Source organism: Lactobacillus amylolyticus (assembly GCF_003999355.1).
Lineage (GTDB): Bacteria > Bacillota > Bacilli > Lactobacillales > Lactobacillaceae > Lactobacillus > Lactobacillus amylolyticus.
Genome location: NZ_CP031835.1, coordinates 376,409 through 399,323, shown reverse-complemented (window position 1 = coordinate 399,323; position 22,915 = coordinate 376,409). Strand labels below are relative to the sequence as shown.

Genomic DNA, 22,915 nt, shown 5'->3' with positions numbered 1-22,915 from the left:
TCAATTATTTTCTAAGATCTGAGTAAAGATCATTAATTGGACTGGTAAAAGTCTTTTGCAAATCATCAATTAACTTGTAAAGTCCTTGTTCTGCTGTCAAAAGCTTAACGATGTTGGCATCCTTTTGAACTTTGTCATTGAGTTCCTTGTAATAATTTTTAACATCATCAGTCAAAGGTTGGCCACTTTGTTGAGCTGCCATGATCTTAGTTTGAACTTCATCCATTTTTTGGAATAAGTTTGAACTGTTTTCATCATTCTTAACGCTTTGAACTGCTTCTTTTAACGCAGTATATTCTGGGGTTTTCTTTAAGTCTTCTGCTAATTGATTAGCTGAGTCATATACATTTACCATAAAGGTTTTTTCCTCCTAATTTAATTGCCGAAAAGGCCTTTTATACTATTATACCATTCATTAATCTTTTCTCCGGCCGAACCAATTCCTTTTTGAATCTTATCGCCTAATCCGGAAGTCCAATCTGAAGTTGAACCATTCTGCTTGACGATTTGGCTCGGAGCTTGAACCTTAAATTGGGTTTTGGCCGTGTACGGAAGCATTGCCTCCATCTCCGCTTTATACAATTTGGTAATTCCAGTTTCTGAAACACCATGCATATAGTGCTGTTTATTTGTTTTATCAAAACCTACCCAAGTTGCTAAAACGACATCCGGCGTATATCCAACAATCCACTGGTCTCTTGTACCAAAACCATATGAATTAGGAACTTCAGTTGAACCGGTTTTACCAGCGACCGTATATCCACTTGGTTGAGCTGTCTGGGCTGTTCCGTTCTTGAAGACGCCCAAGAGCATTGTCGTCATTTCTTTAGCAGTGTTCTCAGAAACGACGCGGTGGTTGCCGGTATCATTATTTTCTGCCAAAACTTTGCCGCTGGCATCAGTAATCTTAGTAATAAAGTAAGAATTATTTGGCAAGTTGCCACTGTTAGCAAAGGCAGAATATGCTCGTGCCATCTGCAAAGGCGATACACCGGAAGAAAGTCCACCCAAAGCCAAGGCCAGATTCTGGTCACTCTTTGGAACGTTGATACCAAAGTTTTCAACCGATTGAACTCCTTTATTGACGCCAATTTTATCCAAAAGCCAAACAGCGGGCACGTTCTTACTTTCCGCAACGGCTTCATACATTGGAATTTTAGCTGAATACTCATTATCAACATTATGTGGTTCATAATTGTTTTTACCAAATTTCTGCAGCTTGTTCGACAGCATGGAATCGTAGTGATAACCCTCTTGAAGAGCTGGCGCATAAACCGCCAGTGGCTTAATTGTTGAACCGGGCTGCCGTTTCATTTGCGTTGCACGGTTATAACCGCGAAAGACGTGTTTTCCGCGGCCACCTACAATTCCGCGAACCGCACCGGTTTTTGGATCCATGGCAACACTGGCACCTTGGACTTGCGTACCATCAACCGCACTTGCAGGGAATAGCCAACTCTCATTAAAGGTATTCTGCAAGCTCTTTTGATAGTTCTGGTTAAGCGTGGTGTATATTTTTAGCCCCTTATTCATTACGTCTTCTTCCGTCAAACCATACTTGCTGATAGCTTCATCAACAACTGCATCGAAGAAGTAAGGGTAACGATATCCATCTTTGTATTTGAAAGTATTTTTCAAAGTTAAACCAGTTTTAGAAATTGCTTTGGCCTGAGACGCAGTTAGTTTATTGTTTTCAACCATCAGCTGCAAGACCACATTTCGTCTGGACAAAGCATTTGACATATGATCTACTGGATTGTAATAACTTGGACTACAAAGCATCCCTGCTAAAGTGGCCGCTTCACTTACCGACAGCTTGCTGGCATTTTTGCCAAAGTAGCGCCGGCTGGCATCCTGTACACCCCAGACACCGTTGCCAAAGTAGGCATTGTTCAGATACATGGTAATGATGTCTTTTTTGGAATAAACATGATTAATTTCAATTGCAAAAAAGAGCTCTTCCAATTTTCTTGAAAAAGTCTGCTGCTGGGTCAATAAAGAGTTTTTCGCAAGCTGCTGCGTTAAAGTAGATCCACCACCTGTAATTTCACCATGGTGAATAACCAAATTTAATGCTGCTCGTGCCATACCTTTGACACTGAAACCGGGATTTTTCCAAAAAGTTCTGTCCTCTGTGGAAACAACCGCATTCACAATGTTGGGCGAAATTTTATTGTATTCAACAAAGGAACCCTTTTGTGAATAAAGTGATCCAGCTTTTTTTCCTTTATAATCGTAAATAGTTGTCGTTATTGACAAAGAAGCCTTCAAGTTTGAGATATTTGAAGTTTTAACTTTGATTGTATAATAGGTACATGTGAAAAGCGTTAAGATCAGAAGAATTAAAATGATCCATCTTCCAACAAAGAAACGCTGATCAAAACGGTGCCATAAAGAATCTTTCTTGGCACCTGCTTTTTCTGACTTATTAAATTGTGTTCGTCGCAAATTTGGCATACATCTGCTCCTTTTAAAACAACTTGCATTTTAACATACGCCGATACAATAACTTATATTTTGAATAGAATTTTAGAAAATATCAATATTATGACTTACAATTTTAAACTAATTTATCCAGAAGACATGCCGGCCATGTCAGTACGAGACTTGCTCAGGAAATTATTGTTTCCCCGTAAATGGCAGCATTTGTTGCGGACAAAAAAGCAAGTGACCGTTAATGGCCACTACCGCTATTTTAACCAACTAGTAAAAGCAAATGATGAAGTCTGCTTTAAACTAGATTTTGTAGACAGTCAGCAGCAAAGCTATCCGGCTAGCGGTCATTTTCCGCAAATTATCTTTGAAGATTCTAACGTCTTAGTTATCAACAAGAGAAAGGGACAAAAGACTCACCCTAATTTATTTGAAACCGACACCGCGCTCAACGATTGTGCCACTTATTTAGGACAAAGTCCATACATAGTCCATCGCCTTGACATGCTAACCGGTGGACTGTTGCTGGTAGCTAAAAATCCAGCGGTTGTGCCAATTCTCAATCGGCAGCTAACGCAGAAAATTTTTCATCGTGAATATCTGGCACAAGTTAACTTAAACGCTGCATTGCCCGATCATGGTACTATTTCTTTTCCCATTGGCAAGGATCCAGACGACCAAAGAAAGAGAATGGTTAGGTCAAATGGGTTAAAGGCCACAACTCATTATCAAATTTTAAAAAAAGAAAACGAAATTGCTCTCATAAAATTGCAGCTTGAAACTGGCCGTACTCATCAAATTCGTGTTCATTTGGCTGCTATTGGCTGTCCCATAGTTGGCGATCCGCTTTACAATCCTGATTACAAAGAAGGACAAGATTTACAATTGACGGCTTATCAGATGTCCTTCATTGAACCCTTTTCATTTAAAAAGCAAACCATTCGCTTATTTTAAATCGGTATTCACTGATAAATACTGATGCATTTGCCAATTTAATCCTTATACATTAATTTTGCTTTATGAAAACGGTATAATTAAGTAAGCAATAATAAATGAAAGGGTCTTCAATATGAAAAAAATTCCATTTAAAGCTGTTGCTGTCGACATGGATGGTACTTTTGTTAACTCGCAAAATACTTATGATCGTCAGCGTTTTCGCCGCGTCTTGGATAAATTGCATGAACACGATATTCATTTTATCGTTGCCAGTGGTCGTCCGTTAATCAGACTAGAAAAAGATTTTGCTGGTTTTATGGATAAAATCGATGTTATCAGTGACAATGGTGCCATTTTGGTTCGTGATAAAAAGATTATTAACACGCATTATTTTACACACCAAACAACGCTTAAGCTTTTACGCTACATTTTACGCAAGTATCCCAATTCATCAGTTATTGCTTGTGGTTTGAGCAATAGTTATGTTTTAGCCAATTCATCGGTTAATTTCAAAAAATTTATGAACTATTACTACTACAATTATTTAACAATCAACAGCATTGATGAAATTCCAGTTAATGATCCTATCGATAAAATAACCTTGTGGACCGATGCAACTCCTGAAGAAATTGAAAGTGAGTTTAATACAGATTACACCGAACAAGTTCATGCCACTTCTAGCGGCTTTAATTGTATAGATATTATCAATCATGGCGTAAACAAAGCAAGCGGCATTAAATATTTTTTGCGTTACTTTAAAATCAACCCATCAGAACTGATCGCCTTTGGCGATGGGATGAATGATTCAGAGATGTTGCAACTAGCTGGATACAGTTACGCGATGGAAAATGCTGATCCTGAATTAAAAAAGATCGCCAAGTATGAAGCTCCAAGCAATAATGAAAATGGGGTTCTTAAAGTGCTGGAAAGCTACTTGAATTAATTAAACATTTTTTGAAAAACAAAAAGCTCTCGGAAAATCCGAGAGCTTTTAATTTCAGAATAATTAAATTATTCTTCGTTTAATGAAGCACGGTCAAATGATGCATCCTTAAGTTCATCATCAATTGACTTAGTACCTAACCAGCTAATCATTTCCTTCATAGCTGCAGTGATAGCTTCAGTACCTGGCAACAACAACTTACGTGGGTCGTAACCCTTGTTAGCAGTGTCCAAGTCCTTCTTTTCTTCGATGTACTTACGAGTTGCTTTTTGGAATGCTAATTGGAATTCAGTGTTGATGTTAACCTTAGCAATACCAAGTGAAATAGCCTTCTTAACTTGGTCTTCAGGAATACCTGAACCACCGTGCAATACCAATGGAACTGGTACAGCGTCAGCAATTTCTTTCAAACGGTCAAAGTTAAGGCCTTTCCAACCTTCTGGGTATACACCGTGGATGTTACCAATACCACAAGCAAGCTTGTCAACACCAGCCTTGTAGAAAGTAATAGCGTCTTCAACAGATGCTAATTCACCACCATCGGCACCTTGGTTTTCACCAATCTTACCAATTTCAGCTTCAACAGAAATACCACGTTCGTGAGCCAACTTGATGATTTCCTTAGTCTTAGCTAAGTTTTCTTCTACTGGAAGTGCGTGACCATCAAACATAACTGATGAGTAGCCAAGTGCGATACATTCCTTAGCTGATTCATAGTCACCGTGGTCCAAGTTTAAGATAACTGGAACTGAAATGTTCATTGAGTCTATCTGGTCAGCTACCATGTCCTTAACGAACTTGTAGCCACCCATGTACTTAGCAGCACCAGTTGAAACTTGAATCAACAATGGAGTTCTAGTTTCTTCAGCAGCACGTAATTCTGCACGAGTCCATTCCAAGTTGTTAGTGTTGTAAGCACCTACAGCATAATGTTCTCTACGAGCATCTTTAAAGATTTGATTACCGTTATCAAAATAAGCCATTAAAAAATACCTCCTAAATCATTTACAAGTTTATTGTACCCTTTTATGAACTTTTGAACAATCTTTCCGTTTATATGTAAGCGCTATTTTAAAGTTTTCATTAGCAAAATTACATTTCCTTAGGAGCACTTACTCCCAAGAGTCTAAGTGCTTCTGTTAAAACAATTGATGTTGCTTGAACCAGAGCCAAACGAGCGCCAATTTGATTATCATCCGTTAAAATTTTCACATTAGCATAGTACTTGTTAAACTTCTTAGCCAAGTCTAGTGCGTATTTAGCAATAACTGATGGTTCAAACTTATCAGCACTTCTAGCGATAATTCTTGGGAAATCAGCTAGATCCTTAGCAACAGCAAATGACCATTCATCATCAAGAGCCAAGTCATTATCGGCAGGCTTCTTGCCCACCTTAGATGCTTTTCTTAAAACACTTTGTGCACGCGCATTGGTGTATTGAACGTAAGGACCGGTATCTCCTTCAAAACGAACAACTTCTTCCAAATTAAAGTCAAAGTTGTCAAGACGGTCATTCTTTAAGTCGTGGAAGACAACAGCACCTACACCAACATCATGAGCAACTTGATCTTGATTTGCCAAATCTGGGTTCTTTTCTTGAATTTGTTTTTTAGCAAGCGATACGGCATCCTTTAAAACTTGATCTAGGAAAACCACATTTCCTTTACGAGTTGATAGTTTCTTGCCGCCTTGGGTAATTAAGCCGAATGAAACATGGTGAATATCATCTGCCCAGTCATAGCCCATCTTCTTAAGCACAGTTTTTAGTTCAACGAAGTGTTGGGCTTGTTCATTACCTACAACGTAAAGCATCTTAACAAAGTTGTAGTGCTTCATCCGCCATTCAGCTGCAGCCAAATCACGAGTCAAATAAATTGAAGTACCATCTGATTTAACAATAATTGCTGGGTTTTCATCAGGACCCATATCAACAACTTGTGCACCACGAGATTCGTGAAGCAAGCCTTTGTCCCTCAATTCATCAATCACTGGTTGCATCTTATCGTTAAAGAATGCTTCACCATTATAGGAATCAAAAGTTACGCCTAATTCATTGTAAATACGCTTGAAGTCTTTAAGAGAAACTTCACGGAACCATTTCCATAATTTAACTGCTTCTGGATCGCCATCTTCAAGCTTCTTAAACCATTCACGGCCTTCATCATCAAGTTCAGGATTCTTTTCTGCTTCTTTATGGAAACGAACGTAGTAGTGGAAAAGATTCATAATTGGATCTTTCTTAACGTCTTCTTCATTGCCCCAGTGCTTGTAAGCTGCGATCAGTTTACCAAATTGGGTACCGTAGTCACCAAGATAGTTGATCTTAATTGGCGTATAACCAACCTTTTCCATAGTGTTAGCAATTGAATTGCCGATTACTGTTGAACGAAGGTGACCCATCGACATTGGCTTAGCAATGTTAGGGCTGGACATATCAATTGGGACATTGCCCTTGCCCAATTCTTGATCGCCATAATGCTCGCCTTTATCTAAAACATCCTTCAAAGTTGAAGAAATAAGCTTGCCGTGATCAATACTAAAGTTAACGTAAGGACCAACTGCTTGGATACTGGCAAAATTTTCGCTGCTTAAATTTTCAGCAATTGATTTAGCAATTTCGGCTGGATTTTTATGCATTTTCTTTGCCAAAACAAAGCAAGGAAAAGCATAATCACCCATTTTGGCATTCTTTGGACGTTCAATTAAGTCATTGATTTTTTCTTTTGGCAGATCAATTTGACTTGCAATCAATTCAACTACTTCATTTTTAAAGTCCATTCTTTTCTCCTTTACAAAAAAAGTCTCTTCCTATCGATTGTAGAAAGAGACGAGCTATTACCCGCGGTACCACTCTATTTGATGAAGTTCATCCGCTCATTTATTTATCATATTTTAAAAGCTAGCCACGCCTTCACCATTATTTCTATCTGACTTGCACCGTCTCAGATTCGCTGAAAAGAAAATAAATAGCTACTACTGCTACTTTGTTAACAGCATGATTATAACAGGATTTATTTCAAAGCGCTACTATTCATCTTTAATTATTACTTTTGTACCGGCTGGAATATTTTTCATAATCCATTTTGAATCGGGCAAACTTAAACGAATGCAGCCATGAGAACCCTGAGTTTTCCCTAATTTTGCCGCTTCAGTTAGATTATATTTGCCGTTTGCCTTTGTAGGAACTGAGTGAAAAAGGTAAACATTTTTCTTGTCCCAACTAGTCCAGTAGTTTGCTCCTTCTTTTAATTTGTGATTGAAAAAGGTGTCGCCCCGTTCATAGCGTACATAATATGTCCCAGTTGGAGTATCGAACTTACCATTATGATAAATTCCGGCCGAAGAGAGCATAGTATAAACCCTTTTGCCATTTTTAATTATATAAACTCGATTGCCTTTTAAAGAGACTTTGATTACCAAACCTTTTTTGCTTGTAATTTTCGGATAAGCTTTTGTTTCGCTCTTTAATTTCCAAGTACCTTCAGATCGCAAATCTTTTGGATCCTTATAAGGTCTTGCAGCTTCAGCAACCGAAACTTTTTTCACTTTTTGCGTTTCTTTTGGCTTACTGCTTTGACTCGGAGCTTCTTTTGGAATACAAAGCTTAGCTAGGCCAATTGCACAGAGAACCAATACAATCGCTAATAATATTCTCTTTTTCATCTACTCTAACGTCTCACTAATCTTGCTCTGCATATTTTTTCATCAACTTAGGCAGCAACTGAGAGATCTGTGTTGGCTTAACTAAATAGTGATCGCGATACAAGACATCCCCAGCTAAGGAATGCAAATACACTGCTGCTAAAATATTATCAGCTTGAAAGCCAAATTGAGCAATAAAGCCGCCGATAATTCCAGCTAATGTATCACCCATGCCGCCAGTCGCCATTCCAGGATTGCCAGTTGGATTAACAAAAATTTTACCATCTTCGGTATAAATATGGGTATGATTTGATTTTAAAACCAAAGTAGTATTGCCTACTGAATTTAACTGCTTAAGGGCGGTTAAATTGGCACTATCAGTTTGAAAAGGAATTTTTATCTGACTGAGTCTTTGCCATTCCATTTGATGAGGCGTTAAAATCAGATGCCCTGCTTTGCCAGGCAGTAGTGTTTTATCGTTGCTGATCAGATCGAGCGCACTAGCATCTAACACGACTGTTTGCTGTGCTGCAACGTTAGCCTTTAGCATCTGCATAATTTGCAGGGCCACTCTGCTGCTGCCAAGACCGGGCCCACAAACAATGACATCCATCTTTTTAATTAATTCTGGCAAGTTGCGATCCTGCCAGTCGATGTACATTGCTTCAGGATCTCTTGCATGAAGCGCAGTCAAATTGATCGAACGGGTAGCAACGGCAGTTAAGCCGGCTCCAGCGTTAATCGCACCTTCTGTTGCCATAATTATTGCGCCACCATAATTTTCACTGCCGCCAATTAAAAGAATCCGACCAAATTTTCCTTTGTAGGAATTGCTAGGACGAGTTTTAATAACTTTTTTAAGAATATCTTCTTTGATTTCTTGTGTTTGCGTCATTTATCTCGCCCCGGTAATCCAACGCCAAATTCTAACAAAAATATTAACCTTGCCATTGCTTTGCAAAGATTTAGCGGCAACCTTCATTCCGTTCGGCTGCTTTAAAGAAACTAATTGTTCCTTGCCTGATTTAAATTCGTAGTCAGTCACTGTTTGCCCTTTAGTAACAGGCGCATTAACAGTTTTCTTAGTTAAGGATGCACTAATCTTGCTGCCATCTACGGGATCCCAGATCGTAGTTTTGCTCTTTAAGCCAACGTTTGTCGTTAACTGATCACCATCGGTAACACTAACTGCTTTAGCCTGGTTAAAGGTAGTACCAGCATTCATGATTACTGGCGTATATTTGCTGAAAATCCAGTTCATCAGCTTTTTGGTTTGTACGAATCTGGAAGGATCTGTCCCGTCTTGGTGACGTGCACCCATGACAACGGTAATGATTCTTGAGCCGTTTTTCTTAATAGTTCCGATAAAACATGCTCCTGCCGCATCAGTAGTACCCGTCTTAAGGCCATCGACCTTTAAATTGGCGTCATATTGTGATAATCCCTTTAACATCCAGTTAAAGTTCTCCATTTGAGTAGTTTTGCCTTGATCTTTAAATACAAGTTTGGCAATTGAAGTTGTCTTTAAAACTGCTGGGAAATCGTTAATTAATCGTTGTCCAATAATAGCCATATCTTTGGCAGACATTGTATTTTCTGCATTCTTGCTTACGCCAGGATAGGCATCGCTGCCCAAGTTGCCATTAGGCAAACCACAGACGGTGTAAATTTTGGCATCATTGATGCCCCACTTTTTAACTTGGGCCCGCATTTTTTTGACAAATGCAACTTGAGAACCAGAAACTGCTTGAGCCAAACACATAGCCGCACCATTAGCAGATTCAATTAAAGTAGCCTGATAAAGCTGCTTGATGGTATATGAATGGCCCTTCTTTAATGGTACATTTGAATATTCTGAATTATTAGCAACCTTGACAATAGTTGCAGTTGGCTTAACCTTGGTTGTCCAAGAAATCTGCTTGTTCTTAATGGCTTGCAATGTTAAATAAACCGTAACTAATTTTGTCATTGAAGCAATAGGCAAAGTTTTGTCAGCATTTTTTGCATATAAAATTTGACCGGTCTTGCTATCAATTGCCAAAGCTGATTTAACATTTAAATTTAATTTGTCTTGACGATATGAACTAATCGTGCTGCTAGCATTAACAGGGGCAGCAAAGCCCATAAATGAACACAACGAAACGGCAGCGACAATGATCATCGCTGCTTTTTTAAAACTAAATTTTCTTCGCATAGAAATTTCCTTTGAAAGAATAAAATTTGATTTTTATATTTATGCTTACATTTTACCAAATATTTGGTATTATTAATCATGAGTTGAAAATAACTTTGCCCCGATGGCGGAATTGGCAGACGCGCAGCGTTCAGGTCGCTGTTCAGGTAACTGAGTGAAAGTTCGAATCTTTTTCGGGGCATTTAATAAAACTAGTCCCGCGAGGGCTAGTTTTTTCTTTTGCATTATACAATATTATATAATTAGACTATAAACATGAGATGATTTTTATGAAAAAGAGATTGACCAAATCACGCAACAAAATCCTAGCTGGTGTTTTTGGCGGAATAGCTGAATACTTTGACATTGATCCAGCTTGGGTACGGATCATTGGCGCAGCTGTGATAATTTTCACTGGCTTTTTCCCAGGAACTTTGCTTTACTTGATCGCCGCTCTAGTAATGCCTGATCCGACTGGACGAACAAATTCAATAGATGGAGATTTCAAGAAAAATTAGACAAAAAAGAAGCCCTCACTTGAGGGTTTCTTTTTTACATTAATTAGTTATTGCTGCTTGAACTTGCAGGAACAACGCCGATTGCTTTTAAAGCTGCCAAAGCTTGTGTTTGAAGTTGCTTTGCAGCATTGTATTTGCTGGTGTAAGTACTTTGATCAAGGACTTGAGCATTTGCATCATCTAAAGTTACATCTGTTTGTTCCAACAAAACAGCAGTATTATTAGAAGTTACTGCGTAATAACCTGGAATAGTTGAACCATTACTGCTTGTAAGGTCAATTGTGAACAAAACAGTTACAGGAGTTCCGCTAGCAAGCGTGTCAGAAGCAACTGACCACTTCTTGGTGCTGTCATTGTAGGTTAAGTAGTTTGCTGCAGTATTAACTTTACCAGTGTAAGTTTGTGGTGCAGCGGCAGTGATCTTAGAATTCCATTGATCAATTGTATCCTTAACCTTCTTTTGAGCTGCAGCTGCCTTTGCTTTTGCAGCCTTAGTCAATGAAGTCAAGGTTGGAACCCTCTTCTTGCCAGTTACCTTAGCGTAACTGGTTTTAACAGCATATCCACTATCAATTAAATAGTAGTTGGTCTTCTTATACTTAGTTGAATAAATAGCATTAACTTTGGTGGCACTAACAAATATTCTCTTGCTGTTAGTTACCTTGGTAATTTTACCACTTGTCTTGTTTACAGTTACTTTATATAAAACGGCACCCTTCTTAATCGTAATAACTGGGTATTTTGAACTAACTGTAGATTTGCTCTTCTTTGATTTTTTAGTAGCAGCTTGAGCTACAGGAGCATTATTGGCAACCAAACCAACTCCAGTACTTCCTAATAATGCAATTGCAGCAACAGCAGTAAATAACTTATTCTTCTTCATCTTTTAACCTTCTCTATTTCTATAAACTCTGTTTTTATTTATTATAAACCTCTTAGCTATTTTGTGTTAGTTTTCTCTATCCACAGCTCATGAAACATTTTTAATATTTTATTTTTTAACTTAAAGATTGCTTATGTGTCTTATTTTTAGGTACTTATTTGGACTTTTACCTGCTTTTTGCATTAATCGGTTTCATTATCTTTAGGTCGGCTTTTATCATCTTTTTAGAAATTACAGGCATGTGGAACTACTGATATTACAGTACTTCAGCTAGTTTTGCACAAAGGTCCTTTTTCTTTGCCTTACGCTATTTTTATTTATCACTTTATTATTGCCATCAACCGTATTTAGAGTATGATATAAATTGTAGGGGAGAAAACCTACAAAACAATTTCTTTACCTTATGGTGACTTTGAAATTGTCGTTTTGTATCTGTATTTTCATGGCCGCTAAGACAATGCTGATCTCTTAGCGGTTTTTGTGTACAAAAAAACTTGAGTAGATTACTGCTCAAGCTTTTTTAATTATCAATTTTATTGTAAAGAACCGGAATATTGATTTCTGATTCAACTGGGCTTACTGTCAGCACGGTTGGCTTCCAGCCTTCAAGCGAAGGTACCTTTTGATCGCTTAAAGCTTGACTGGCATCATGCGGATCATTGGCAAAGACTTTACTCATCATCTTGGTTTCATCTTCCGGATCATGAATAATTTGACCATTCAGATCTACAGGAATGATCTGACCTAATTTGTGATATTTGACCGTGATTTCTGGCTGCTTTTCTTCGGCAAAATAGCCTGGAACAACAGTAACAGTGATGCTGGCAAAAGTTTGTACTGGCCGCTTATCATCAAAATCAAGCGATTCTTGGCAATCATTTGCTAAAGCACGCCCATTTTCATCTACAAAATGAATCGTTTCTACATAAGCACCCATAGTTGAAATGTCCGGTACCTCTTGCTTAATTTCTTGATAGTCAACCACCACTTCAAGATTCTCCATACTTACCTTTGGGCCGGATACAATTTTCTTGCTACTTTCATAGCCTGGAATTGGGGGTACTTTAACTGAAGCAAAATAATCATGATCACAATGCCATGCAGTCGTATATTTACCATTCTCGACAATCTTCCGGCGATTATCCAAGGTCAAAGTTCTCGTCCATAACGCCCGCTCAACGATGGCAGCAATCAAAATTTGAACATTTTCATGTTCATGCCAATTATTGCGACAGCCAGGTTCAAAAGTTACGTTAGATACGCCCAGTCTTAGCAGCCTTGCTCATTGCTAAGCCCTTCAAATAGCTTTTGCCACTAAAGTATTTAGTAAAAGCGTCATTAGGATCGCCAAAACCAAAAACGTTGTTTTTTACTTCTTCTTCATTCTTTGCCATTTTTTCTCTCTCCTTATTTGAATTTCTTAGCTTCATTTTAGTCAAATATTTATGAATAAAGAAATAGTTATTAGCACTGGTTGGCCATAATATTTACTTATTGTTAAAAATGCTATAATAAATTTCCTTGGCAGGTTGCGAAGATGGGCAGCTTTTTGGCTGCCTTTTTCCTCATCCAATAATAAAAGCGATTTCATTATTGACACATTTGTGATATATTAAAAATGTAAAGATAAGATCGAGATTGAAAAGGAAGATGATCGTTATGATGAGCTTGATTTTAGGCAGTATTTTTTTAGCAATTGAATTAATCGGAGTTATCGGTTTGTCATACTACAAAGCTTAGTTTCAGTTGTAAAAATTAATTTTTTGACCATCCAAAAAACACGTCACTTAAACTTAGTGACGTGTTTTTCTATTTAGCCAAATGCAGTTTTCTTAATAATCTGGTAGCCTTGTTGCCCAAGATTTCTTCAAGCAAGCCCGTCTTCAAAGTCAGATAGCCATAGACTGCGACTCCCCCAATAACAGCTAGAACAACCAAAGCCAAAGCTGGGAAACGACGTTCAGGTGTTAACACTTTTCCGACAAAGGTAACAATCAGCTTAACGACAGCAAACATTATAATTGAGAAAACAGTAATTCCCGTGAATCGCCGTCCAGTACGGCCGATATTAAAATCATAACTCACTTCCAGATGTTTAATCGCTAAGAAGATAATTACCAGCATCCCAATATTGGTAGAAACCAGTGGTCCGTATATCTTAAATAGATAAATCATTGGATACTGCAATAGTATCTTTAAAATTAAACCTAAAACCAGATATTTAATTGCAAGTGCATTTTCTGAAAGTCCCTGCAAAATAGCCATCAAAACGGTGAAAAGTCCCAAACTGATTGCAGTGAAGGCTGACAAGTAAAGAACACTAGAGCCTAATGGATCATAACTGTAAAACACAGTATAAATTGGCGTTGCTATACCAGCCATACCGAATGATGCTGGAATCATGACAAATAAGAATAAATCAAGCGTATTGCCAATTTGTTTTGAAATACTCTTAAAATCTCCTTGAGTATGTGCAGCGGATAAAAGCGGAATTGCTGTTACCGCCATTGCACTTGCCAAAGAAACAATGATCATGATCAATTTATTGGCATTAAGTGAAAATAGCGCATACCAACCTTCAATAGTGTCAGAACTTGCACTTAACAAACCGGCAATCATTGGGTGGAATGAATATTGATCAACCAGATTGAACAGCTGAATTCCTGCATCAATAATAATGAATGGGATAGCCTGTTCAATGATTTCAGCAAATAAGCTAGCCGTTGAAACCTTGATCGCATTATTAGAATTTTCAACTAAATCATTCAACTTATTTCTTCTAGATAATAAGAACCAAACCAGAATTCCAATCCCAAAAATGGCACCGATGGCAGCTGCTAAATTTGATTGAATAACCGCATGAACATAAGAACCATGCTGCATTTGCATAATTACATATGCCGTTAAAAGCATCCAAATAATTCTAGCTAATTGTTCAACAAACTGCGACAGAGCCGATGGCATCATATCGGCATAACCTTGAAAGTAACCACGCATGATGCTCAGAATCGGAATAATCAAAATAGCATATGATAAACTGCGCATCACTGCGACTTGTCTTGGATCACTTGCACTGCCGTTTGATGCTAAAAGCGGTGCGGCAAAATACATGATTGCAGCTGAAATGACCCCCAAAATTGCCATCAAAATTAAACCTTTGCGGAATAATTTTCGACCAATCCCATACTCATTCAAGGCATTATATTTAGCTACTTGTTTGGCAATTGCACCAGGAATTCCCGCTGTAGAAATTAGAATAAAAATACTGTAAATATTATAACTTCTAGCAGTCAGCGCGTTCGCAATATTTCCATAGTCTCCCATCCAGGCATACCAAGGAATAATATAAAGCGCACCTAAAATTCTTGAAGCAATTGAACCAAATGTCATCCACGCAGAACCTTTAATAAAGGTTTCCTGCGTATTTTTTCCTTTTAGATTTGTTTCATTTTCTTCCATTTAATTCAAAATTTCCTAAAGCTCAATCTAACTAATCTATTCTGCTAGTCTCTAAAAGAAGATACAACAATATTTTTTCTTTTTTAGGAAAAATTAAACTTATTTGGCAACGATATTAACAATCTTATTAGGAATAACAATAACCTTTTTAATGTCTTTTCCTTCTAAAAACTTTTCAACGTGTGGAATTGCTAAAGCTTGTTTTTGCAATTCATCTTTTGCAGTATCCTTTGCAGCTTTAAACTTGCCGCGAAGCTTACCGTTAACTTGAACCATAATTTCAACTGTTGATTCAACCAACTTGTCTGGATCGTAAGTTGGCCATTTAGCATAAGTAATTGATTCATCGTGACCAAAGACGGACCAAATTTCTTCCATCATGTGTGGTGCAATTGGGGCAAGCAATTTAACGAAGCCCTCAGCATATTCACGTGGAATCGTTTTGGCCTTTTGTGCAGCATTAGCAAAGACCATCATTTGAGAAATAGCGGTATTGAAGTGAAGAGCGTCAAAGTCTTCAGTAACTTTCTTAACGGTTTCGTTATATACCTTGTCCAGCTCACCGTCATTTTCATCAACAATTTTTTCTTGTGGAATTGCCTTCAAGTCAAGATCGTTAACCATTAAGCGCCATACACGATCTAAGAACTTCTTAGTTGAAGCTGGGCCATTGTCATCCCAATCAATTGAAGCATCAAGTGGACCCATGAACATTTCGTACATTCTAAGTGAGTCAGCACCGTATTCATCAATAACATCATCAGGGTTAACAACGTTTCCTTTAGACTTAGACATCTTTTCATGATTCTTCAAGATCAAGCCTTGATTGTATAAACGTTGGAATGGTTCTTTGGTTGGAACAACACCCAAGTCATAAAGAACCTTGTGCCAGAATCTAGCGTAAAGAAGGTGACGAACGGCATGTTCTGCACCACCAATGTAAAGATCAACTGGGAGCCATTGCTTCAAGAGATCGTAGTTAGCCAATTCTTTGTCATTATGTGGATCAACATAACGAAGGTAATACCATGATGAACCAGCCCAGTTTGGCATAGTGTTGGTTTCACGTTTGCCCTTGCGACCATTTTTATCAACGACGTTTACCCAATCAGTTAAGTTGGCAAGTGGTGATTCTGGCGTACCAGATGGCTTAATGTTAGTTGCATGTGGCAAACGAAGTGGAAGCTCATCTTCTGGAACAAGTGAAGTAGTACCATCTTCCCAGTGAATAACTGGAATTGGTTCACCCCAGTAACGTTGACGACTGAAGTCCCAGTCACGAAGCTTGTAGTTAACCTTCTTCTTGCCGCAGTTATGATCTTCGAGCCATTGGATCATGCGCTTCTTAGCTTCTTCAATGTTTAAACCATCTAAGAATTCTGAATTAATGTGCTTGCCATCACCGGTGTAAGCTTCTTTTTCAAGATTGCCACCTTCGATAACTGCATTAATTGGTAAATGGAACTTAGTAGCAAAAGCATAGTCACGATCGTCATGAGCTGGGACGGCCATAACGGCACCCGTACCGTAGCTTGCTAAGACATAATCAGAAATCCAAATTGGAATTTCTTTGCCATTAACTGGGTTGATTGCGTAAGCACCAGTGAAGACCCCAGTTTTATCCTTGTTAAGATCAGTTCTTTCAAGGTCAGACTTAGATTCAATAGATTTAATGTAAGCATCGACAGCTTCTTTTTGTTCAGGAGTAGTGATTTCTTGAACCAAATCGCTTTCTGGTGCCAAAACGGTGTATGAGCAGCCGAATAAGGTATCTGGACGCGTGGTAAAGACATCAAAAGTCTTGTCACTGTCTTTAACTTTGAAAGTAACTTGAGCACCTTCAGAACGGCCGATCCAGTTGCGTTGCATTTCCTTAACTGGTTCTGGCCAGTCCAAATCGTCCAGATCTTCAAGCAGACGATCAGCATAGGCAGTCATCTTAAGCATCCATTGCTTCATGTTGCGGCGATATACTGGGTAGCCACCACGTTCAGTTTTACCATCGATTACTTCTTCGTTGGCAACTACAGTACCAAGATCTGGTGACCAATTAACTGGTACATCGGCTTCATAAGCAAGCCCCTTTTTATACATTTGTTCAAAGACCCATTGAGTCCACTTGTAATAATTAGGATCACTAGTTGTAATTTCACGACCCCAATCATATGAAAAGCCCAACTTATTAAGCTGCTCTTTGAAAGTAGCAATATTTTCTTTAGTAACTAAGGCTGGATCTTCACCAGTCTTTAAAGCGTATTGTTCAGTTGGAAGACCAAATGCATCCCAGCCCATTGGGTGAAGGACATTGTAGCCTTGTGCTCGCTTCATTCTGGCAATAATATCCGTTGCGGTGTAACCTTCTGGGTGACCAACGTGAAGGCCTTTGCCTGATGGGAATGGGAACATATCTAAGGCATAATAATTTTTCTTTTTAGGATCATTGGTAGTTTTGAAAGTATCATGCTTTGCCCAATAATCTTGCCATTTCTTTTCGACAACCTTGTGATTGTACATATTTTCCTCCTAACAAAAAAGTCCTATGATCAATTAATCATAGGACGAATTATCGCGGTACCACCTAAGTTCCACATATTGTGACACTTAATTGCTCCTTAACGCGGATGGCAAAACGATAGGTTTTTAACTCAGGACAAGTTCATAGATTAATTTTAAAGCTTCGCAGCAACCAGCTTCTCTCTGAAAAAATTTTTCTATTACTACTTCCTGACCTTTATTTTCTTATGGATAATGATTATAATTTACCACAAATGCTAAAAAATAGAAAGACAAGAGGAGAAGATCTTTTGATTAATACACAAAGACCACCTCGACACACCTTGCTTCCTGCAACAATCTTTACATTGATTTATGCAGGTTGGGCATTGCTAGTTGCTTCTAATTCTGCCTTTATCCAATCTTTTGATAAAGCTGTCATTGGAGTTGTATGCAATACGAATGTTGCCAATATCAGTTTTGCAAGGACATTTACCAATTTAGGTAACACAAGCACTATCGTTGTTGAGGCCATCATTTTATTTGTAATTTTAATTGCTTTTAAGCAGTATGCATACGCCTGGTTTACTGCTGGAGTAATGATTGTCGCTAATGCTTTTAATTGGATTATAAAGCATATGGTGCAGCGACCACGGCCAACTGTTCGTCACCTGGTTTATGCTGACGGTTATAGTTTTCCATCTGGTCACTCAGTAGGTAGCGCAGCTTTGTTTGGAATTTTGATTGTTCTGATAATTTTAATTATTAAAAATAAATTCTGGAAAACATTGTTAATCATTGTTTGGACTTTATTCCCACTAATGATTGGCTACACCAGAATTTTCCTCCACGTTCACTATCCTTCAGATGTAGTCGGCGGATGGCTTGGCGGTATTACCTTCGTTTTGATTGGTTACTCCTTCTTATACCATTTCTATATCGAACCTGAGCTAATTGATCAAAGTCGAAAGAATACATAATTAAAATAAAAACCTCAAGTTTTGAACTTGAGGTTTTTCTATGCATTATTTTGTTTAAGTTTATGGTTCTGATAAAACTGATTCATAATCAGGGAAATAACAATAACAATCAGAGAAACAACGTAAACACCCTTTAAACTACTAAACAGCACCTGACGCAATTGAGGTACCAATTTTTGTGGTAAAGATAGAGCTTTTTGAGCTGAAACAATTTTATTCATCATCCCTTGATTCAAATTCGGATGATTTTTCAAATGCTGCGCAATAATTGTATTAAAAGTGATCCCATAAATTGAAACCATCATCGTTTGTCCCAAGTATTTCATCAAAGTGTTAAAACTTGTAGCAACCCCAATTTCATCTTTTCCTACTAAGACCTGCGAACGAACTTGTGATGCTGTTGTAATTGCTCCAAAAGCCGTACCGTTAAATGCGGCCACAATACAAAATACCCAAAATGGAGTATAAATTGGGACCAAAATTAGAACTAGATCGGCTAAGATCAAAATAATCAGCATATAGTCGTAAGTAAGCTTGATGCCCCACTTTGCCAACATCCAACCGATCAAGAATGAACCGACAATCCACATTAGCGAACTTGGCGTTACAGCAAATCCTGCCAAAGAAGCGTTGGTTCCATTAATTCCCTGCATCCAGGTTGGAATATAAAATTCAAAGCCGATAACAACTCCAGAAATTAATAATGTGATCAAGTTAATAATCGTGAATTCTTTGCTTTTTAAGATATTTAACGGCATTATTGGGTCTTGTGCACTTTTTTCAACCTTAAAGAATATTATTACCGAGGAAATAATTAATAGTACTAAGACGATCATTAAAAGCCAATTGTTGCTGGTTCCTAATTCTTGCAAGAAGACCATCAACGAAAGCAAAAAAACAATTAAATAAAACGTACCTTTGAGATCCATTTTTGATTTTGAGCTATGCTCTGGTTCTTTCAAGAAAAATACGACTAATAGGAAAGCAATAATCCCGATAGGAACATTAATATAGAAAACCCAATGCCAAGATAAATGCTGAACAATAAAGCCGCCTAATAATGGTGCAATAACCGCGGCCACTCCCCAAAAGCCTGAATTTAGTCCCAACATTTTGGCACGTTTTTCTAATTTATATAAATCGGCGATAATCGTAATTGCAACTGGTTGGACGGCACCTGAACCCAGGCCCTGAATTACTCTAAATAGAATCAATTCAACCATATTTTGGGCTAAGCCGCATAAAGATGAACCAATGACAAAAAGTGCGATCCCAAACAAAAAAACTGGCTTGCACCCTATGCTATCTGCCAGTTTTCCGTATAAAGGAGTCGAAACTGCCGTTATCAGAAGGAAAATTGCAACCACCCAGTTCATTATTTCCAATCCATCAAGATCAGAAACAATAGTCGGCATTGCTGTTGAAACGATTGTTCCTTCAATTGCAGTCATAAAAGTCGTCATAAAAATTGCAAGCGTGACGATTGACACGTTTGTTTTTTTCATTACTTACTCCCTCTTAGTATTCTTATTTATTACTTTCGATAAAATCAAGCAATTCTTGAGTCTTATCAGTCTTCTCCCATGGCAAATCAATATCCGTTCTACCGAAGTGACCATAAGCAGCTGTTTGTTCATAGATTGGTCGACGCAAGTTTAGCATCTTAATAATGCCAGCTGGACGCAAATCAAATACGTGACGAACAGCTTCGGTTAAAAGTTGATCGTCAACTTTTCCTGTTCCAGCAGTGTCAATCATAATTGATACTGGGTGAGCCACACCAATCGCATAAGCGAGTTGAACTTCACAGCGATATGCAAGGCCAGCAGCAACAATATTTTTAGCAACATAACGTGCCGCATATGAAGCAGAACGGTCAACCTTTGTTGGATCCTTTCCAGAAAAGGCACCACCACCGTGACGAGCGTAACCACCGTAAGTATCAACGATAATCTTACGACCAGTCAAACCTGAGTCACCTTTAGGTCCACCAATAACGAAACGACCTGATGGATTTATCAAGAATTTGGTTTCACTATCCAAATATTTTGCAGGAATAACTTCTTTAATAACCAAATCGATCATTGCACGACGAATTTCATCGTTTGAAACTTCAGCATCTGTTTGAGTTGAAATAACAACTGTATCAACTCTCTTTGGCTTATGATCTTCATCATATTCAACCGTAACTTGTGCTTTTGCATCTGGACGAAGCCAATCTAAAGTATTGTCTTTTCTTAATGCTGCTACTCTTCTCATTAAACGGTGCGCCAATGAAATTGGAAGTGGCATCAATTCAGGTGTTTCTTTAATTGCAAACCCAAACATCAAGCCTTGGTCGCCGGCACCAATTTGATCAAGCTTATCTTTATCGTCCTTATCTTCTCTAGTTTCAAGAGAATGATCAACACCACCAGCAATATCAGGTGACTGCTCATCAATATCAACCAGAACAGCACAGTTATTACCATCAAAACCTAATTCTGGACGATCATAGCCAATCTTTAAAATGGTTTTACGGACGACGCTCTGAATATCAACATAAGCATTCGTGGAGATTTCTCCAAAGACATAAACCATACCAGTAGTTACAATTGTCTCACATGCAACGTGTGAATTTGGGTCTTTTGCCAAAAGTGCATCCAATATTGCATCTGAAATTTGATCAGCAACCTTATCAGGGTGCCCTTCAGAAACAGATTCTGAAGTAAATAAACGTTTTTCCATATTAGTCCCCCTATATAGACATATAGCCATTCGGTTACAAGGAATCTTCACAAAAAGTGAATCCCATCAGGACTTGAACCGATTTGATTAAAAATTCGTTCTTGCTAGGAATAAAAAAAGACTACCATGATCGGTAGTCTTAGAACGATGGAGGATACAGGGCTCGAACCTGTGACCTCCTGCTTGTAAGGCAGATGCTCTCCCAGCTGAGCTAATCCTCCATAAGTGACCCGTACGGGATTTGAACCCATGTTACGGCCGTGAAAGGGCCGTGTCTTAACCACTTGACCAACGGGTCTTAAATCTCATAACCGAGAACATAAACTAGTATACCGGAAATGAGATAAAATGCAAGGGTTATTTGGCAACTTCTTTTAATTTTTTGTAGTTTTGCATCATCCAGTCACTATAATGCACGCCATTAGGCATTGTTTCTCTAACATTTAATACAGGAATACCATTTTGTTTACATAATTTTACAAAGTTTTCTACCGTTGAACTCGATGCTTGAGTGTTGTTTACAAAGAAAGAAACCTTCTTTTCTTTTATTTCTGTTTGCATCTGATGAACGCTCTTAGCACTAGGATCTGTTTCATTCTCGACGGCTTCTTCGAAATCCTTGTCCCCGATTGTAAAATGGCAATCGTTTAAAGCATAGTCAAAGACTGGTTCACTTACGTAAACTTGTTTTTCTTTTGCCCCATTGATTGTTTTTGCCAAAGCCTTGATCTTATTGATTTTGGCTAAATACTTTTTAGCTCTAGCTTGAAAATAAGATTTATGATCCGGATCAATTTGACCTGCTCTTTTCACTAAATAATTCACGTATTTTTCTGGCATTGCTAAATCATACCAAATATGAGGATTATCACCTGTTTTCAGGTGCATTAGATCTTCTCCAACTTTAGTTAGTTTTAAGTTATTGGATTTTGCTAAATTATTCATCCAATCATCGTAGCCTAAACCGTTAGCAATCAAGATATTTGACTCTGCTACTTCTTTAGCAGAGTCAACAGTTGCCTCAAAATCATGAGGATCTGTATTTCCGTTACTGATTATTGACTTTACAGTCCCATGTTTACCTATTATTTGTTTTGCTATATCACTGTATATATTTGTCGATGTAACGATATTTACTTTATGTTTTGATGTGCTCTCTTGCGATTTGTTTTGACAGGCAGTTAAAGTTAACAATAATAAAAATAATGCGAGAAAAATATCGGTTCTTCTTCTCATATTTCATTCCTTTCTTGTTTAATCGAGTAAATTCTTCTAATAATTAAAACAAAAAAAGGAAGATCTTAAAGACCTTCCGTTCTCAATATGGAGGATACAGGGCTCGAACCTGTGACCTCCTGCTTGTAAGGCAGATGCTCTCCCAGCTGAGCTAATCCTCCATTCTGGGTACAACCCCAACGGAGTCTGAGGGATTTGAACCCTCGATACAGGTATAAACCCGTATACATGATTTCCAATCATGCTCCTTAAGCCACTCGGACAAGACTCCATTAGCTCCGGCTGTCAGACTCGAACTGACGACATCTTGATTAACAGTCAAGCGCTCTACCAACTGAGCTAAGCCGGAATATTAAAAAAGAGCACGGCAGCTGCCTACCCTCGCAGGCAGTTTCCCACCAACTACTCTCGGCGTTAAGAAGCTTAACTTCTGTGTTCGGCATGGGAACAGGTGTATCCTTCTTGCTATCGCCACCGTACTCTTTCTTGAGC

18 protein-coding genes, 6 tRNA genes, 1 rRNA gene, 1 pseudogene, 1 riboswitch and 1 other annotated feature are annotated in these 22,915 nt (G+C 38.2%); of the genes and pseudogenes, 5 read left to right on the top strand and 21 right to left on the bottom strand.

Annotated features, from left to right (window positions below):
- Nucleotides 1-4: 4 nt before the first annotated feature.
- Both D0Z64_RS02095 and D0Z64_RS02090 read right to left on the bottom strand, forming a co-directional pair.
- The gene (locus D0Z64_RS02095) at nt 5-355 is read right to left on the bottom strand and encodes a YlbF family regulator (protein WP_006351641.1); all 351 of its coding nucleotides are present in this window, start codon (nt 353-355) and stop codon (nt 5-7) included.
- 20 nt (nt 356-375) lie between these two features.
- Entirely contained in the window at nt 376-2,457 is a 2,082-nt protein-coding gene (locus D0Z64_RS02090; RefSeq protein WP_127345558.1) for a PBP1A family penicillin-binding protein, read from the bottom strand.
- A 90-nt stretch (nt 2,458-2,547) separates the two neighbouring features.
- Between D0Z64_RS02090 and D0Z64_RS02085 the strand changes: the two genes are divergently transcribed.
- Nucleotides 2,548-3,387 carry an RluA family pseudouridine synthase gene (locus D0Z64_RS02085; RefSeq protein ID WP_127345557.1) on the top strand — a complete coding sequence of 280 codons (840 nt, stop codon included), beginning with the start codon at nt 2,548-2,550 and terminating at the stop codon, nt 3,385-3,387.
- 115 nt (nt 3,388-3,502) lie between these two features.
- A complete protein-coding gene (locus D0Z64_RS02080; RefSeq protein ID WP_080881216.1) occupies nt 3,503-4,312 on the top strand; it encodes a Cof-type HAD-IIB family hydrolase in 810 nt (269 codons plus the stop codon).
- Between the two features lie 68 nt (nt 4,313-4,380).
- Here D0Z64_RS02080 and D0Z64_RS02075 read toward each other — a convergent pair whose 3' ends face one another.
- The 5 genes from D0Z64_RS02075 to D0Z64_RS02055 all read right to left on the bottom strand — a co-directional run bounded on the left by D0Z64_RS02075 (nt 4,381) and on the right by D0Z64_RS02055 (nt 10,148).
- The gene (locus D0Z64_RS02075) at nt 4,381-5,295 is read right to left on the bottom strand and encodes a class II fructose-bisphosphate aldolase (RefSeq protein WP_127345556.1); all 915 of its coding nucleotides are present in this window, start codon (nt 5,293-5,295) and stop codon (nt 4,381-4,383) included.
- A 109-nt stretch (nt 5,296-5,404) separates the two neighbouring features.
- Nucleotides 5,405-7,090, bottom strand: coding sequence for an arginine--tRNA ligase (gene argS / locus D0Z64_RS02070; RefSeq protein ID WP_127345555.1), 1,686 nt, complete (start codon nt 7,088-7,090; stop codon nt 5,405-5,407).
- A 249-nt stretch (nt 7,091-7,339) separates the two neighbouring features.
- Complete coding sequence (locus D0Z64_RS02065; protein ID WP_127345554.1) at nt 7,340-7,975, bottom strand: L,D-transpeptidase; 636 nt, start codon at nt 7,973-7,975, stop codon at nt 7,340-7,342.
- 16 nt (nt 7,976-7,991) lie between these two features.
- Nucleotides 7,992-8,849 carry an NAD(P)H-hydrate dehydratase gene (locus tag D0Z64_RS02060; protein ID WP_127345553.1) on the bottom strand — a complete coding sequence of 286 codons (858 nt, stop codon included), beginning with the start codon at nt 8,847-8,849 and terminating at the stop codon, nt 7,992-7,994.
- Nucleotides 8,850-10,148 carry a serine hydrolase gene (locus D0Z64_RS02055; RefSeq protein WP_127345552.1) on the bottom strand — a complete coding sequence of 433 codons (1,299 nt, stop codon included), beginning with the start codon at nt 10,146-10,148 and terminating at the stop codon, nt 8,850-8,852.
- A gap of 97 nt (nt 10,149-10,245) precedes the next feature.
- Here D0Z64_RS02055 and D0Z64_RS02050 point away from each other — a divergent pair.
- Nucleotides 10,246-10,329 (top strand) — tRNA-Leu (locus tag D0Z64_RS02050).
- An 88-nt stretch (nt 10,330-10,417) separates the two neighbouring features.
- Entirely contained in the window at nt 10,418-10,645 is a 228-nt protein-coding gene (locus D0Z64_RS02045; RefSeq protein ID WP_127345551.1) for a PspC domain-containing protein, read from the top strand.
- Between the two features lie 43 nt (nt 10,646-10,688).
- On the opposite strand, the gene D0Z64_RS02040 is transcribed toward D0Z64_RS02045, so the two are convergent.
- The 5 genes and pseudogenes from D0Z64_RS02040 to leuS all read right to left on the bottom strand — a co-directional run bounded on the left by D0Z64_RS02040 (nt 10,689) and on the right by leuS (nt 17,501).
- Nucleotides 10,689-11,528, bottom strand: a complete 840-nt coding sequence (locus D0Z64_RS02040; protein WP_127345550.1) for a hypothetical protein — start codon at nt 11,526-11,528, stop codon at nt 10,689-10,691.
- 520 nt (nt 11,529-12,048) lie between these two features.
- Nucleotides 12,049-12,681 (bottom strand): hypothetical protein, encoded by a 633-nt coding sequence (locus D0Z64_RS08290; RefSeq protein ID WP_164742110.1) that lies wholly within the window; start codon nt 12,679-12,681, stop codon nt 12,049-12,051.
- Between the two features lie 21 nt (nt 12,682-12,702).
- Nucleotides 12,703-12,922: pseudogene (locus D0Z64_RS02035) on the bottom strand (cupin domain-containing protein); the annotation flags it as partial.
- 415 nt (nt 12,923-13,337) lie between these two features.
- Nucleotides 13,338-14,987: a putative polysaccharide biosynthesis protein gene (locus D0Z64_RS02030; RefSeq protein WP_080881208.1), complete on the bottom strand. Its 1,650-nt coding sequence runs from the start codon at nt 14,985-14,987 to the stop codon at nt 13,338-13,340.
- Nucleotides 14,988-15,086: 99 nt separating this feature from the next.
- The gene (gene leuS / locus D0Z64_RS02025; RefSeq protein WP_006351655.1) at nt 15,087-17,501 is read right to left on the bottom strand and encodes a leucine--tRNA ligase; all 2,415 of its coding nucleotides are present in this window, start codon (nt 17,499-17,501) and stop codon (nt 15,087-15,089) included.
- A gap of 37 nt (nt 17,502-17,538) precedes the next feature.
- Nucleotides 17,539-17,721, bottom strand: a binding site (T-box leader).
- A 70-nt stretch (nt 17,722-17,791) separates the two neighbouring features.
- Here leuS and D0Z64_RS02020 point away from each other — a divergent pair.
- Nucleotides 17,792-18,460 carry a phosphatase PAP2 family protein gene (locus D0Z64_RS02020; RefSeq protein WP_080881207.1) on the top strand — a complete coding sequence of 223 codons (669 nt, stop codon included), beginning with the start codon at nt 17,792-17,794 and terminating at the stop codon, nt 18,458-18,460.
- 38 nt (nt 18,461-18,498) lie between these two features.
- Here the strand turns inward: D0Z64_RS02020 and D0Z64_RS02015 are convergent, their stop codons facing one another.
- The 9 genes from D0Z64_RS02015 to rrf all read right to left on the bottom strand — a co-directional run bounded on the left by D0Z64_RS02015 (nt 18,499) and on the right by rrf (nt 22,902).
- Nucleotides 18,499-19,965 (bottom strand): MDR family MFS transporter, encoded by a 1,467-nt coding sequence (locus tag D0Z64_RS02015; RefSeq protein WP_080881206.1) that lies wholly within the window; start codon nt 19,963-19,965, stop codon nt 18,499-18,501.
- Between the two features lie 22 nt (nt 19,966-19,987).
- Nucleotides 19,988-21,187, bottom strand: a complete 1,200-nt coding sequence (metK, locus tag D0Z64_RS02010) for a methionine adenosyltransferase (RefSeq protein WP_080881205.1) — start codon at nt 21,185-21,187, stop codon at nt 19,988-19,990.
- A riboswitch (SMK box riboswitch) is annotated at nt 21,185-21,271 on the bottom strand. Its footprint overlaps the gene before it by 3 nt.
- Nucleotides 21,272-21,335: 64 nt before the next feature.
- Nucleotides 21,336-21,408 (bottom strand) — tRNA-Val (locus tag D0Z64_RS02005).
- A 5-nt stretch (nt 21,409-21,413) separates the two neighbouring features.
- Nucleotides 21,414-21,485 (bottom strand) — tRNA-Glu (locus D0Z64_RS02000).
- A 59-nt stretch (nt 21,486-21,544) separates the two neighbouring features.
- The gene (locus D0Z64_RS01995) at nt 21,545-22,423 is read right to left on the bottom strand and encodes a metal ABC transporter solute-binding protein, Zn/Mn family (protein WP_080881204.1); all 879 of its coding nucleotides are present in this window, start codon (nt 22,421-22,423) and stop codon (nt 21,545-21,547) included.
- 88 nt (nt 22,424-22,511) lie between these two features.
- A tRNA-Val gene (locus tag D0Z64_RS01990) sits at nt 22,512-22,584 on the bottom strand.
- 19 nt (nt 22,585-22,603) lie between these two features.
- Nucleotides 22,604-22,694, bottom strand: a tRNA-Ser gene (locus D0Z64_RS01985).
- 5 nt (nt 22,695-22,699) lie between these two features.
- Nucleotides 22,700-22,772, bottom strand: a tRNA-Asn gene (locus tag D0Z64_RS01980).
- Between the two features lie 13 nt (nt 22,773-22,785).
- Nucleotides 22,786-22,902, bottom strand: a 5S ribosomal RNA gene (gene rrf, locus D0Z64_RS01975).
- Between the last annotated feature and the right edge of the window lie 13 nt (nt 22,903-22,915).